General features: G+C 37.8%; 14 protein-coding genes and 2 pseudogenes. 2 read left to right on the plus strand and 14 right to left on the minus strand.

Annotated elements, in window-relative coordinates; all coding sequences use genetic code 11:
• Positions 1-147: 147 nt before the first annotated feature.
• Positions 148-1,617, minus strand: a complete 1,470-nt coding sequence (locus AC1TO9_RS13700; protein WP_482059492.1) for an amidase family protein — start codon at positions 1,615-1,617, stop codon at positions 148-150.
• A gap of 267 nt (positions 1,618-1,884) precedes the next feature.
• Between AC1TO9_RS13700 and AC1TO9_RS13705 the strand changes: the two genes are divergently transcribed.
• Complete coding sequence (locus AC1TO9_RS13705; protein WP_482057623.1) at positions 1,885-3,246, plus strand: sodium-dependent transporter; 1,362 nt, start codon at positions 1,885-1,887, stop codon at positions 3,244-3,246.
• Between the two features lie 478 nt (positions 3,247-3,724).
• On the opposite strand, the gene AC1TO9_RS13710 is transcribed toward AC1TO9_RS13705, so the two are convergent.
• The 13 genes and pseudogenes from AC1TO9_RS13710 to AC1TO9_RS13770 all read right to left on the minus strand — a co-directional run bounded on the left by AC1TO9_RS13710 (position 3,725) and on the right by AC1TO9_RS13770 (position 13,543).
• Complete coding sequence (locus AC1TO9_RS13710) at positions 3,725-4,180, minus strand: NUDIX hydrolase (protein ID WP_482057622.1); 456 nt, start codon at positions 4,178-4,180, stop codon at positions 3,725-3,727.
• Positions 4,181-4,356: 176 nt separating this feature from the next.
• The gene (locus tag AC1TO9_RS13715; protein ID WP_482057621.1) at positions 4,357-4,896 is read right to left on the minus strand and encodes a hypothetical protein; all 540 of its coding nucleotides are present in this window, start codon (positions 4,894-4,896) and stop codon (positions 4,357-4,359) included.
• Positions 4,886-5,332, minus strand: a pseudogene (locus AC1TO9_RS13720) (transposase-like zinc-binding domain-containing protein); the annotation flags it as partial. The gene AC1TO9_RS13715 and the pseudogene AC1TO9_RS13720, both read right to left, overlap by 11 nt.
• Before the next feature lie 213 nt (positions 5,333-5,545).
• Positions 5,546-6,340, minus strand: coding sequence for an SDR family NAD(P)-dependent oxidoreductase (locus AC1TO9_RS13725; protein WP_482059493.1), 795 nt, complete (start codon positions 6,338-6,340; stop codon positions 5,546-5,548).
• Positions 6,341-6,508: 168 nt separating this feature from the next.
• A complete protein-coding gene (locus tag AC1TO9_RS13730; RefSeq protein ID WP_482057620.1) occupies positions 6,509-7,528 on the minus strand; it encodes an AraC family transcriptional regulator in 1,020 nt (339 codons plus the stop codon).
• A gap of 22 nt (positions 7,529-7,550) precedes the next feature.
• Positions 7,551-8,012 carry a hypothetical protein gene (locus tag AC1TO9_RS13735; protein ID WP_482057619.1) on the minus strand — a complete coding sequence of 154 codons (462 nt, stop codon included), beginning with the start codon at positions 8,010-8,012 and terminating at the stop codon, positions 7,551-7,553.
• Positions 8,013-8,416: 404 nt separating this feature from the next.
• Positions 8,417-8,677, minus strand: coding sequence for a DUF1572 family protein (locus AC1TO9_RS13740; RefSeq protein WP_482057618.1), 261 nt, complete (start codon positions 8,675-8,677; stop codon positions 8,417-8,419).
• Positions 8,678-8,809: 132 nt separating this feature from the next.
• Entirely contained in the window at positions 8,810-9,352 is a 543-nt protein-coding gene (locus AC1TO9_RS13745; RefSeq protein WP_482057617.1) for a hypothetical protein, read from the minus strand.
• Positions 9,353-9,723: 371 nt separating this feature from the next.
• The gene (locus tag AC1TO9_RS13750; protein ID WP_482059435.1) at positions 9,724-10,401 is read right to left on the minus strand and encodes a class I SAM-dependent methyltransferase; all 678 of its coding nucleotides are present in this window, start codon (positions 10,399-10,401) and stop codon (positions 9,724-9,726) included.
• A gap of 285 nt (positions 10,402-10,686) precedes the next feature.
• The gene (locus AC1TO9_RS13755) at positions 10,687-11,265 is read right to left on the minus strand and encodes a class I SAM-dependent methyltransferase (RefSeq protein WP_482059436.1); all 579 of its coding nucleotides are present in this window, start codon (positions 11,263-11,265) and stop codon (positions 10,687-10,689) included.
• Positions 11,266-11,307: 42 nt separating this feature from the next.
• Positions 11,308-11,772, minus strand: coding sequence for a hypothetical protein (locus AC1TO9_RS13760; protein ID WP_482059437.1), 465 nt, complete (start codon positions 11,770-11,772; stop codon positions 11,308-11,310).
• 125 nt (positions 11,773-11,897) lie between these two features.
• Positions 11,898-12,473: a histidine phosphatase family protein gene (locus AC1TO9_RS13765; RefSeq protein ID WP_482059438.1), complete on the minus strand. Its 576-nt coding sequence runs from the start codon at positions 12,471-12,473 to the stop codon at positions 11,898-11,900.
• A 455-nt stretch (positions 12,474-12,928) separates the two neighbouring features.
• Entirely contained in the window at positions 12,929-13,543 is a 615-nt protein-coding gene (locus AC1TO9_RS13770; RefSeq protein WP_482059439.1) for a class I SAM-dependent methyltransferase, read from the minus strand.
• A gap of 103 nt (positions 13,544-13,646) precedes the next feature.
• Between AC1TO9_RS13770 and AC1TO9_RS13775 the strand changes: the two are divergent.
• Positions 13,647-13,817 (plus strand): annotated as a pseudogene (locus AC1TO9_RS13775) (transposase); the annotation flags it as partial.
• Between the last annotated feature and the right edge of the window lie 321 nt (positions 13,818-14,138).

Consider the following 14,138-nt stretch of genomic DNA (forward strand, 5'->3'; position numbering starts at 1 on the left):
AGAACGTTAGGCCTTATCCTCTAACGCAAGACGAAGCTGTTTCATTGCGTTGGGACCAATGCCATGTAGTTCCTTAAGTTCCATCTCGCTAAGCTTTGCGACCTGCTCCAATATCGTTGTATTCGTCCATTTTATACTTAATTAAATCTAAACAAGTTCAGGTGGGAAACGATGATTCGTCGCTTGCTCGAAGCCATATGCTATTCGTATTAACGTAGGTTCACTAAATGCTGTGCCTGAGAAGACAACGCCAAAAGGTCCTTTTGTCGAGTCACCATCTGAATCAATAACCCCTGTTGACGAATATCCTGCTGGAACAGTAATCAGAGGGTAGCCCAATCGTGCGGCTATATACATCCCATCCACATCTCCTGGTAACATTAATACGTCTAAACTATGCTGTTCTAACACATAATCTATTCCCTGACTAAGTGCTAGCGCATCATATTCTTGTTTCTTCTGACGATATTCTGGTTCAGTCAATGTTATAGCTTCTGATCTTATCAGCGTGTCTTGCCCATATTTCAAAGCAACTTCTGCATGGTTCTCATTATATGCAATTAATTGTTGCAAAGAATGAATCGGTACGGAATCGGACAATTGCGATAAATATTGATTGAGACCTTGTTTAAATTCATAGCAGATAACGTCATTATTCCAATTATTATGTTCTACGTGAAGACTGACATCATCTACTATCGTGGCGCCTGCATTTTTCAATGTTGAGATCGCTGCTTCCATAATGGTCAGTCTTTCTTCGTCTAAGTGCTTATAATAATGTCTCGGAATGCCGATTCTTGCTTGTTGTAAAAAGTCAGCATCTAGGAATGGGGTGTAATCACTAAAGGAACGTTCCTTACTCAAAAGTGTAGCCTTATCTTTGTCGTCCATGCCAGTTAATGCACCTAAAATAATAGCCGCATCCGTAACAGTCCTAGCTATAGGCCCCGGCGTGTCTTGGCTCACGGAAATAGGAATAACGCCAGCTCGGCTAACGAGTCCCACCGTCGGTTTGATACCTACCAGGAAACTTTGACATGCTGGACCCACAATAGATCCCGCTGTTTCCGTACCAATCGCTGCCGCTGCCAAATTCGACGCTACGGCTGCCGCAGATCCAGAACTAGAGCCACTAATGAATATCTCGCCTGGTCCATATGGATTGAGCACGAGTCCTCCTCGTGAGCTGTACCCCGCTGGCATCGTACTGGACATGAAATTCGACCATTCGGACATATTCGCTTTTCCAAGGATAACCGCACCTGCCAAACGCAGCTTCGACGCTACGAATGAATCCGCCGCTGCAAATGATCCAGCTAAAGCCACTGAACCAGCACTGGTATGCAGCTTATCTCCTGTATCGATATTGTCTTTCAATATAATAGGAATACCATGTAACTTCCCGCGACTTCCTATTTCCTTACGTTCTTGATCTAACTCCCTAGCAATTTGAATCGCATCCGGATTGATTTCTAATATCGAGTGAATGTCTGTGTCATACTTATGTATTCTGTCTAGATATTCACGCACGATATCTTCCGAGCTTATAGAGCCTGATTCCATAGCCTTTTGCATACTTAACATATCCACTTCTATAATCCATTCCTCGATCTTCATATCCACTTAAGCCACCCCTTTAGGAGAATATCAGACTTGACCTCATGGTGCTATCATACTATAATTTCGTTACAAAGATTTCGGTTAATTACATTCTTAGAAAAGAGTACAAATCGGATTAAATCATTATTTAACAAGTAGGAAACAAGATTTGTTTCCTATTAGGGTGGTACCGCGTGAACAGCCACGTCCCTATCGTTAAAGATAGAGACGTGGCTGTTTTTGTCTTTCACTTCGTTTTAAATACAGAAGATAGGGTTGATTAGTATGCAAGAAAAAGAGCAATGGTCATCGAAGATTGGTTTTATTTTATCAGCAGCAGGTTCGGCAATAGGAGTAGGTGCCATATGGAAGCTTCCTTACGTTACGGGTATCAGTGGGGGAGGGGCATTCTTTCTTCTATTTATTTTATTTTCTTTATTTATGGGTTTTCCATTGTTATTAGCAGAGTTTATTATTGGGAGAAGCACGCAAAAGGAAGCCATTAGTGCTTATCGTAGTTTAGCTCCGAATAGTCAGTGGCATTGGATTGGAAAGTTAGGGGTATTTACCTGTTTTCTTCTATTGTCTTTTTATAGTGTTATTGGTGGTTGGATCGTTATATATTTTGTTAAAGGTTTGTTTGGAGAAATTATTAGTCCGGGTGCCGATTATGGATCTGTCTTTAATATGACGATTGGAAATCCTATCTTGGTTGTTGGAGCTCAATTTGTATTTTTGACCATGACCGTCTTAGTTGTAGCCAAAGGCATTCAGAACGGCATTGAAAAAGTAAGTAAAATTTTGATGCCCGCTTTATTTGTACTGTTTATCGTTCTCATCATTCGCTCACTTACACTCGACAACGCTATGGAAGGTGTGAAGTTCTTTCTATCACCTGACTTCTCCAATATCACATCTCAAAGTGTTCTGTTCGCGATGGGTCAAGCCTTTTTCTCCTTAAGTGTCGGGGTGTCCGTCATGGTTACTTATAGTTCATATCTTTCAAAAAAAGAAAGCTTAATTCAACCGGCTATTTCAATCGTTACAATGAATTTATTAATTGCTTTACTAGCAGGACTAGCCATCTTCCCAGCAGTATTTTCACTAGGCTTAGAACCCGATGAAGGACCTGGGTTGTTGTTTGTTGTATTGCCTGCTGTGTTTGATCAAATTGTTTTGGGAGAAGTTTTTTTATTCGGTTTTTTAGCATTATTTCTGTTTGCTACATTAACTTCGGCTTTTTCTATGTTAGAAATCATTGTCGCATCTGTTGTGAAAGGAAAACCGGAGAACCGACAAAAGGTTGCCTTTATTATTGGTATTCTAATTCTCGTCGTAGGCATTCCCTCTGCATTATCCTATAGTGTTTTTGCTGATATTTTAATCTTCACGAAGAACCTGTTTGATTCAGCCGATTATTTAGTTAGTAATATTTTAATGCCACTAGGCGTGTTTTTAATCTCTATTTTCGTACCCCTTAAAATTAAGAAAAGCACTTTGCGTGAGGAGCTATTACAGCATTCTCGGTTGGGCGCTTCTGCATTTAATATTTGGTTTTTTATTATGAGGTTCGTTATTCCTTTAGTCATTTTCATCGTATTTCTTGATATTACTGGCATACTTGATAGAATCATTGCACTTTTTTAGGATGAAACCTGAAATGACTGATCATTCGAATGACTATTGAGAGGGAACGAAAAGTGCTGGGAGTTAGCAGAAATTCTGCTTAGCTTTTAGCACTTTTTTTATATAGATAATGAAGTAATATCAGGAACGCTGTAACATTGATAATGTTAAGTACTAAATTTGTAATTTGTGTATACGCTGCAAAGTAATCTCCAAAACTTAGTCCCGCAGAAGGATCAAAATCTTCCATCCTTTGTCTTATAAAGATGCCAAATATTATTTGAAGACCGAATTTAACTAGTAATAAAAGAAAGAAAACCATCCCACTCCGAAAGGATTTCTTAACACATAATATAAGACCTAGAATAAGTAGTGCTGGGTATATTATATTACTAAGAACCACTGACACAATACCAGCGTAATCAATTAGTATATCCAAATGATCATTCCTTCACACCATATTTATCGAGCCGAGGATTCAGTAATTTCCCCTTTCCCCTTATGACCTTACGCCCTTTAAATATCTTGTAATTACAGGTAGGTCAGGTGGACTTATTTCATTAGGTATGTCATTTAAATGAAAGAACTGTATATCTCGTACTTCATCTCCATCGCCTTGAATAGTTCCACTGTATTCTTTACATATATAAGCTGCAACGACGTTATATACTTCATCTCCATGTGGATACTGATAATAAAGGTCTGGTCCTGAAAATATATCAAATAACTCTAATCTTGCAGCTTCTAAACCTGTCTCTTCAAAAAGTTCTCGGCTTGCAACTTCTTTCATTTCTTCCCCAGGTTCCATTGAACCCCCGGGTAATCCCCATAAACCATTATCCGTTCTTAGTTGTAATAATAATCGACCTTCACCATCTAAAAGAATGACGCATGCTCCTGCCATAATGATAGGACGCGTACCTACTAATCCTCTTAATTGTTGTATGTAACTCAATATGGTCACTTCCTTTATGGATTATCTTTTCCGATCTTTATCCAATCTTCAAAAAATAAATCATCCTTCATATTAAAATATGGTGCTATTAAATTAAAGGCTCTGTTAAAATTAAATGTTGATAATAGGGAAAATAATTTAAAGGAAACTCTATTTTATGGGATTTCCCCATTATCTCAATTAGTTAGCCTTAGATAGTGAAGTTTAATATCTTGTAGTGCAATACTTAAATCAAAAGATGCATCAATAGCAATATATAATGCAATAATACTTGCTAATACAACTACAATTGCACCATCTTTAAGTATTTTTCTGTTCTTCTTATAAAGGAAAAACGAAATTACTGCAACAATTATAAAGTATGATAACGATATGATTAGTTTTGAAAGTATCAATTTACTATCGCTTACAGCCATCATAAAATTTTGTAATTCATCTTTATTGTCGATACTTTCTTCGATAGTGGTTATATCTCCTTTGTAACCTACCTTCCAAGAGAATGATTTTTCCTCTTTGGTTACGGTATACTCATAGCTCATAACTTTACCATCAACAATAATTCCTGAATATTCTTGTGTGTCTTCTGCACGTTGGGTACAAGCCGATAATATTAAAGTGAAACAAAGCAACACAATCGGAATATATTTTTTTATAATAATCCCCTCCTTAATTAGTTTAATAGTTTCATTACTATGGCTATCTACGAATAAAAACATTTTGAGAAGTTAGTTTTGAGCCAATCAACTTATCCACTTTTGTTTTTACAACACGCCCCATACAGCCAACTTTAGAAACCGTTACTTTTGTTCGGTCTCTGGCTACAAGAACACATACCTGTTCGTGGCTAATACCTCTATGTTTGGGTTTTCCACCACGTTTTCCTTTTTCAGAGTATAGAAAATAGGTTTCATCAATTTCAACGATAACGCTGACGACCTTTATTTTTCCCGAAACCAACAACCTGTTCGGAGGTACAATGAGGACATGCAACGCCTTCTTTAAAGCGAGTTTCTCTCATTTCATTGATTAAGAGCGACCGCCAACAGAGGATGTAGGTTCAACATAGCGTTTAACCCATTGAAACACTCGTTCTTTTTCCGTATGAGATAGCTTGTGGATATGCTTTAATAAATTATTAAACGCTTTGCTCACCATTACATCCCCCCGAATGTTTGTTCTTATATAAGAGAGCAAGATTTCGTAAAAGTATCAAATATCAACATTATTCTTTAACAGAGCCAAATTAATAAAAGATCGCCCTTTCTGTAAAATCGTATGCACCACACAAAACGATTAGAAAGAGACAATCTTATGGAAAAGTCTACCACGTTTATAAACCTATTTCAAAACCGACAGGCGTGATATTTAATAAATAGTTGGTACCATTCCCCCATCCATACGGATTGGAGAACCTTTAAATGCGGATGCATAAGGACTACATATAAATGTAGCTAGTCTACCTATTTCGCTTGGCTTGATAAATCGCTGTATTTCAGATTGAGGTAGGTTTGTTGTCATAAATGTTTTCTCTTTTTCTGAGAAAGTCATATCCTCATTAGGGTATATACTGTCAATGATTTGATGCACATTTTCTGAGAGTGTTGGTCCTGGCATGATCGTATTGACTGTCACTTCTGTTCCCATTGTTAACTTAGATAAGCTTTTTGACAATGATAATAGCATTGATTTTGTCATTGCATACTGAGGCATTTGTCCTGAAGGCATCATTGCTTCTTCACTCGCAATAAAAATAATGCGACCATAATCATTTTTCAACATTTTAGGTAAATAAAATTTACATAATCCATTTGCAGCAAGAACATTGGTACGGAAGTATTTTTCCCATACTTCATCGTCAACGTCCTCATATTGCATAATTTCATAAATGCCCATGTTGTTAACTAAAATATCAATATTGGGATACTTAGCAAATAAAGCTTCTCTTTGCTCTATATCCACAATATCGGCTGTAGCATTCTGAGGAGAGGTAGCCGGGAAATCTAACTTCATTTGTTCTACAGTTCGTTCTACCTCTTCATAATTCCGTCCATTAATCAGTACATTGACACCTTCTTTGGCAAGTTCAATGGCAATTGCTTTACCGATACCTTTCGTTGATCCTGTCACTAAAGCTGTTTTATTGTTCAATCCCATATCCATAAGTTTAATAATCGCCTCTTTCATTCGTTTGTTCTTCACGCAAGCTGATTATTGGTCATCTCAAGAACAGTCTTGTGCTTGAACTAGTGATTATATTACCTTATCTGGATTGTTCAGTAACTAGCATACTGTGCCAAGGTTCTTGTTTAACACGCCAAATGAAAAAAATCAGTACATCGAGATTGTATCTAAATGTTCAGCACGCCAATTGGAAGGAGTATCACCTTCCCACAGGCGGAAGGCGCGGTAGAACGAGTTCTGGTCTTCATATCCAATTAAGAAAGCCACTTCTTTAATATCGAGTGTGGGATCTGCCAAGTACTTACGGGCCTGCTCATGTCTAGCTTGTGTCAACAGATGTCTGAAGCTCGTGTTATCGTCAGTAAGCCGGCGCTGCAGGGTACGATCGCTCATACCCAACTCCTTCGCGACAGCCTGAATGTCGGGACGTCCTCCCGTGAGACTACGTTTCATGATCCATTTGGTCATCTCGGTAATTGAGCGGCTAGGCTGCTGGTCATCCAATGATCGGTCCAGAACGGGAGTCAGGATCTCCAGCAACTCTTCATTGTACGAGACAAAGGGGCGGTCTAGATCCCTTCGATGTAGCGTCAATCGGTTACATGTTGCGCCCATCTGGATACGGCAGCCGAAGTAAGCTTCAAGGACCTGTACATCGCCCATTGAGTGAGTAAATTCGACGGACTGCGCCACCAAAGGTTGACCTGTCCCCCGGCGCCCAAGCTCCAATAGAAAAGCCAGCGTAATCCCAACTAGTATCGAAGGACCCGATTGTTCGGTACACTGCCATTCTAGTTCGATTGTACAGTGCTCGCCCTCCTCCGTGATACGTAAGCTTTCGGGGGGGCACTGTTGTTTGTACCGAGCCATTCGGTTTAGAGCGTCGCGGTAGTCACGAGCGTGGTAAGTCGCTAAGACGGTCGGTGGATACTTCGATGTTTCAAAAGCGGTCGCAAGCTTGATCATTCCTTGGGCAGTGTCACCCATGAGATCAGAATAAGCCTGCCATATCGCGAAATATTGGGCGGTGGTGATTACTGGTTCAGTAATAATCGTGAGCGGCAGTAGTGCTTTACGAGCTACGTCGTGGGCGGAAATCCCTAATTGATTTAATCCTGCCCAAAATCCTGACGGCATTTTAATGCGGTCCGAGGTATTAGACTTCATACATATGGACCTCCTTTATCCTTTAAATATTGTCATTATTAATGTGATGGTATGTGATTAGGCTATTCGGAATATGTCCAATGGCAAATATCAAACTACTAAGAAATAATAAAGGTGAATGTAAAACTATCGAAGCACTAAGAAAATATAGGATCGGAGTAATAGCTAAAGGTACTGGAATTCCAATCATTGGTGAGAAAAGTAATCTATATTCCCTATCCCTTACAAAATATCGTATCCATCCAATATAATATAACAGTAGAAAAATGATCATTCCAATGAATGATAAAACTTCATAACTTTGATCATTGTGTATTGAGGAAAATATGGGTAATACCAATACCCCAACTCTCCCAAGCCCTTCAGCTATCTTTAAAATCAGACTTTCTTTAACCTCAATATTAGCAGGTGAATTTCTAGGTGGTATTCCGAAGAATAATAGATTCGGCAATAACACACCAATCGGGATGATTAAACTAATCATATGCAACAATTCAATCGCTCCTTAGTCGATCCCTCTCATTGCGACCGAAGAGTGGCTGCGATGAATCAGGAGTATTTTTATTAGCTGAAAAGCATCTATGAATATATGTTTGTCTTTAGAGGGTTTCTATGATGTTCGCTGATTTCCTGTAACGTTCAAAAGCCTCACGACGGACTTCAACCTTAGAATAATCAAGCACGTTAATATTAATCGTACTGCCATTCAATCTGTCCCTTCCTTATTTTTGCTGCATATATTATTTGCCCTGTGTGATAATGAATTTCTCTAACCATCGCTATCATTAGGTTAAGAGCAGTTGTCTCATTATTTACTTGACTATATGAAAGAGGTGGACGATTGATAAAAGGTTGAGATAATAACAATTTCGGATTTGAGTTGAGGTGCTATAGATATTGAATGATTATATCGAATGTTTCCTTTGTCATGTTATAAGCTTGATCTCTGGTCATTATAAGCCCACGTTCAAATTCCTTATCCCTGCCCCTTGTATCAGGAATATTAAAAAGGATCGTTTCGATTCGTGAGTGAGCACAACCTCGAATATGTGCAACAAGATTCGCAATACTGTTACTCTCCAAGTTCGGAGACCATGAAATATCTTCTTCTGATAGCTGTTCAATTGTCTGAAGAGTCCATTTGCACACCCCTTTATTTATCGAATATTACAAATCATATGTTCTCCATGCAATATGAATACAACATTTTCATTGTTTATTACCGTTAATTCAGAAGCAGCGACAGGGCATAAATGCATTGTTATAAGATGCCTTCGACTCTCAGTCCAACTTACAAAACCTCTTTATCACCTCTTCATCCCATATTTGCACTTCAATATATCTTTCTGGTCCCTTGTCACCATTCTTATTCCATACTTGAGGCATACCGAACTCTTTGATTATTTCTACTATTTCATTCTTTGTATACACTTGTTTACGATAAGACTTCTCATCTTGATACCTCATTGTGGGAAACAAGTCCCCATATGTAAAACTAATTACTTCTTGAGAAAAATCATTCCAATCAATTGTTATTTCCCCGGGGTCTTTATACCATGTAGCAAGCCAATCACAGGATCCTAAAGTCATATAATGAGGAAATTTATTTATGGGCTTTCCCCCCTTACTAATGAATGCTTCCCGTGCAAGGTGTTCAAGATCTCTCCTCACAATTAAATAGTCATCCGCTCTTTGACTTGCAAATATTTCTCCCACTTCTCTTATTTGTTTGGATATTTCTATTGCATCATCCATCAAAAGCTTTGAGAGATTTCTGAACGGTCCAACATTAGTCTCAAAGTAATGGTACATAGTATATGTCATTGGTATCTTCCTTTAGCTTATATAATATTTTTGGCTACAAAAGTTATACAATCAGTTGTTAATTTTACGGATTTTCCATTCCTGTCAATGTCATATTCCAATTGTTCGATATTGAATTGTTCCATGTCTGATAGCCTTGTCACAATAAATTGTTCGACCCCAGACTTTTGACTATAATCATGTAATTTATCTATAGCGGACTCTAATAAATCAACACAAACTACTTTTCCATTTCTATTCTTCTAAAAGATCGATTACCGTTTTCACTGGTTTATGCAGCCAAGAGCCTGGCTCGAATAAACTATAATTATCGTAACCCGTTAGTTCATAGGCTGCTAACATTATGCTAGCAGCCTACTTGGGATATCTTATTATTTCCTACCTACTACCAATCCTAAAGACAACCAACGTCCTTCATCTTGTAGTATAAAGTCCTTTTCTCCATCATAATAACGAAAGTTATCAATCATCCACTGGTAACTATCCTCAAAGTAATAGTTTTCTTCTATTGTCAGTCCGTGTTGTTGAAACAAATTGGAGTTCCATTTAACACTACGAAGCCACTTCTTGTAACTTTCGAAAATTTCATACTGTTCCAATTCAATTGGTATAGGATTTTGAGTACACATAGGTTCCGCTATGCCTATATACCCTTTTTTTCGTGTGACTCGAATAATCTCTTTCAATGCCAATTCTCTTTCTTCAATCATAAAAAAGGAACCTATTGAGAGAACAGCATCAAATGATTCGTCTGCAAATGGCATGCATTTCGCATTAATATTAAGTGGAAGAACCTGATTTTCTACTCCTTGTTCTGATGAATATTCTTGTATATCTTTTAAGCTTTCCCAAGGTTCCAAAGTGATTACCGACACTCCCCAAAATTTGGCCAATGTCGCTGCTACTTGACCAGTTCCAGCACCCACCTCTAATACACGCATTCCAGCAGTTATCTTTAATGCATTTACTAAAGGTAATGCCATTTCATAAGAACCTGCACCTAATGGCTTTGGATTTTCAATTTCTAAAAATGGATTAGTTTTCAACATGATACCCCTCTCACTATTGAGGGTGAAACACGCAGTTTATAGGGCTATTGATGCGTTATCCCCTTCAAATACATGCCCAACAAAAATGTTATATGTACTTTTCATTGTCATCGCCACCTTTTTCTATATTTTAACAATACTATACCATTGAAAATCTCTCATGCGATAGGTAAAAAAAAGATACAATCATTCTTGACCTCCATTAATTCCTTTGGCGGACAAGGAGCACCCGCGACGAAGCAAAAATGTATTATTGTATGATGTCATCCGTCTTCTGGTATTTACCTACAAAACAATCTTAACTGCATCTATGATTAGAGAAACGAAACCCAATTCTTCTCCTTTATTTCTATGATCAAATCGAAATGACCTATATATGTATCCGCCTTCAGGGTTCCAATCATTATAATGAAACTCCCCTTCTTCATCACAATACTCCAATAATTTAACTTCAAACCCCGCTTCTTCGAACATTCTCCGTAAAGTATTATAATTATGTACAATCTTATGACTAGCAGCAGGATGTTCTAATGGTCCAGGTCCTCCAACCTTAACTATATTCTGGTACCATTCATTACGAAAAAATGCATCGGGTACAGCACAACGAACATATCCTCCAGAATTCAAAAATTCAAAACAAATCCTTGCAGCTTCTATTCCTTCATCATAGGTTAAATGTTCCCAAACGTGCTCACATAAAATAATATCTATTGTCCTGATACCGAAGTTTCTCTTCCAGTCATCTCTAATAAGTAAATTTAACTCATTTTCTTGTGTCTGAACCCATCCCGGATATGATTGTGACGAGGCTCCAATAATGATCTTCAGTGGTTCAGTTATTGCAACTTTAGAAATATCGATCATATAGTTCGCTCCTTACGATTATTCCTTTAAAGTTTTTTCGAATTATTGTGTTACTATAAAATCTTGAATTTGTTTCATATGGTATTTGTCATGTGATGTAAAAAATTCTGTAATATAAGATGTTAAAGTGAATCCCCGGTCTCCCGGGTAAATAGCAGAAAAGTTATTATCTTCTAACTTATTTAGATTAGAACTCATGATGTGTCGATTTTGTATTGTTTCTTCAATGATTTCCTTTTTGGTTCTTCCTTTTCCATATTGAATGGATTGTTCATTGTATCCTAAATAATCATGATGCTCCCTTAATTCAGAAAGTTCGCTCTGGGCTAGGATCGGAAAGGTAACATTATTAAAATAGTCGTCCCATTTCATGATATGTGTAACAATATCATGAATCCTCCATTTCCCTTCACTTAGGGGCGAAAACCAAATTCCATCCTGTAGGTTGTCTAACGATTTAATAAATGTAAGAAACTCATCTAAATCAGTAATCAATTGTTGTTTCACATTCTTCCCCCCAGAATTTCTCGAAGTGGTCAAGTTACCAAAACACAAATATATGTACTGTTTAAATCTTGTTCTTTAACAATTTCTTACGCAGGTTTCATCTAATATTGCACATTCCTGACGTTCTAACGGCTTAAGTGATTAATACAGTTATATAGTTCACAATCCCATCTACTTTGTTTTTTATTTAAAATTGTTATAGATGTATTATAGAGGTGTTCTTCTGTATCGATGTGGGGAATAAGTTTCTTCAAGGTCAGTCCAATTAGTGCTCCATGACTCACTATCAATACTTTTTTGTCGAAATGTCTTTCAGAAATTTCTATGAGGCATTTCATTCCTCTTGTGATTATCTCATCATTCGATTCTATACCAAGATCAAGTTTGGTCCATCCGTACCCCCACTTGCTAACTCTATCATTTTCAGTTGTACCCTCAATAAGACCGCAGTTCATTTCTCTTAATCTTTGATCAATTTTCACTTCAATATTCTTAATCCTTCCTACGATTTCAGCTGTTTCAAGTGCTCTTGATAAGTCACTTGAATAAATATAATCCCAGTCCTCGTTCTTCATTCTCTTAGATAGTAATTCAGCTTGTCTTCTACCCTCATCATTTAATGGGATATCAGCTTGTCCCTGCGCTCTATATTCATCATTCCAATCTGTTACCCCATGTCTTATAATTCCTATTAACGCCATACTTCCCCCTCCTTCATTTGACTTTTTTAGGACACTTCCGATCTTTCATATAACGTTGCGCATTCCTGACGTTCTAGCGGATTAAGGTGCACAGCACCTGGTTGTCAAACTTAGCTGGTTGAATATGTCGCCTGATTACCGTTCAAGGGTGCATGCCCGCAGTAGGAACACTGTGTTTATCAGATGTCATTACCTTCTATTCTTTCTTTCTTGATATTCCATAATCGCTGAAACTAATAATTCCTTATTGAAGTCCGGCCATAACGTTTCCGTGTTCACGACGTCCCACCAACTTAAGCGAACGGAATGAGCGGCCGGGATGTGGTTAGGTGGTGTGGATGTATCCCAGCAATTACTTCCTCGTTTTAACTTCCGGGATCTAGGGGGCTTGTCCCCTGAAACGTAAACACATTGTTAGCTGATGTTGATGACTTTTTTGAATTAACTATTAGAATTTATCTCTTTCTCAAAACGAATGATTGAAAGTCTGTGTTCATACCAACCATTGGAACCACTTCAAAATTCATTACATCAAAATAGTCTTTAACTTTCACTTCTATATCTTCATTTTTGTAAAATGAGAAAAAACGGTTAGGTTTATATGGATCTTCCTCCCAAATCCCTTCGCTATCATAACCACCATATAGACCTAAGTAAAAAAATCCACCTGGCTTCAATACAGTCTTAATATTATTTAAAACAATATCCAACCTACTCTTAGGCACATGAAGTAATGCGTTCATTGACCAAATTGCATCAAATGAAGCCTCTTCTAACTTCAACGAGTAAAAATCCATCACTTGAGCCTTTAACCCTCTGTTGAGACATAATTTGATCATTTCTGGACTCATATCAATACTAAGCACATCGAAACCATTTGACTTTAAATACTGGCTATGTTGACCGGAACCCGCACCAATATCAAGGAGTTTTAAACCAACTATGTTACTAAAATAGGAGATAAATCGGTTTAATTCATTGAGCTTCCAACTTTGAATCTCAAACTTATCTCTTAATTCTGCATTAGCATTATAGCTTTCTATTAATCTATTTTTAATTTCTATATCCATATGCACAACTCCTTGGATTTTTTTGTAATAGTTTTCATCAATTTCAGCTAATGTTCAGGTATTCACGAACTTCCGTAGGAAGTTGTCACTTGAATCTACTACTCTGCCCTACGCAGAAGAATCCTCTTTTCTCGCGCTCGTAGATGCACTCTATGAACCGGATTGGGTCGTCTATTCTAAAAAACCTTTCAAGAATTCCTTTCACGTCGTCAAATATTTAAGTCGATATACACACAAAATGGCGATTTACAACAATCGGCTGATGGCGAAGGAACTCATTTTCAAATTAACCGGTGTGGATAAGCGCGATGAATAGCATGCTTTTTTCTACGATGCCTGATCTGGGGAGGGGGAAGGTATGTATTCATCCGTGAATGAACGGGTTGACCTTAGAAGTTTAAAAGTGCAATCTCTTATTATTGTGCTACATTAAGAGAAGGAAGTAAATAACAAAACCCATAGGCTAGCAAATATTCGCGGCATCGTTCAACATGGATTTGCGCAATTGCCGCGTAGCCTTCCTGCTCATATGCTCACCATTTTGAGGACCTTCATGCCGTGCTTATGAAGGTCCCTTTTTCGGGCAACTGCGCAA

It is taken from the genome of Paenibacillus sp. Y916 (genome assembly GCF_056786435.1).

Coding starts and splice junctions, on each gene's coding strand:
- AC1TO9_RS13700 (WP_482059492.1), bottom strand. CDS start 1,617: ATGAAGATCGAGGAATGGATTATAGAAGTGGATATGTTAAGTATGCAA.
- AC1TO9_RS13705 (WP_482057623.1), top strand. CDS start 1,885: ATGCAAGAAAAAGAGCAATGGTCATCGAAGATTGGTTTTATTTTATCA.
- AC1TO9_RS13715 (WP_482057621.1), bottom strand. CDS start 4,896: ATGTTTTTATTCGTAGATAGCCATAGTAATGAAACTATTAAACTAATT.
- AC1TO9_RS13725 (WP_482059493.1), bottom strand. CDS start 6,340: ATGGATATGGGATTGAACAATAAAACAGCTTTAGTGACAGGATCAACG.
- AC1TO9_RS13730 (WP_482057620.1), bottom strand. CDS start 7,528: ATGAAGTCTAATACCTCGGACCGCATTAAAATGCCGTCAGGATTTTGG.
- AC1TO9_RS13735 (WP_482057619.1), bottom strand. CDS start 8,012: ATGATTAGTTTAATCATCCCGATTGGTGTGTTATTGCCGAATCTATTA.
- AC1TO9_RS13745 (WP_482057617.1), bottom strand. CDS start 9,352: ATGACATATACTATGTACCATTACTTTGAGACTAATGTTGGACCGTTC.
- AC1TO9_RS13750 (WP_482059435.1), bottom strand. CDS start 10,401: ATGTTGAAAACTAATCCATTTTTAGAAATTGAAAATCCAAAGCCATTA.
- AC1TO9_RS13755 (WP_482059436.1), bottom strand. CDS start 11,265: ATGATCGATATTTCTAAAGTTGCAATAACTGAACCACTGAAGATCATT.
- AC1TO9_RS13765 (WP_482059438.1), bottom strand. CDS start 12,473: ATGGCGTTAATAGGAATTATAAGACATGGGGTAACAGATTGGAATGAT.
- AC1TO9_RS13770 (WP_482059439.1), bottom strand. CDS start 13,543: ATGGATATAGAAATTAAAAATAGATTAATAGAAAGCTATAATGCTAAT.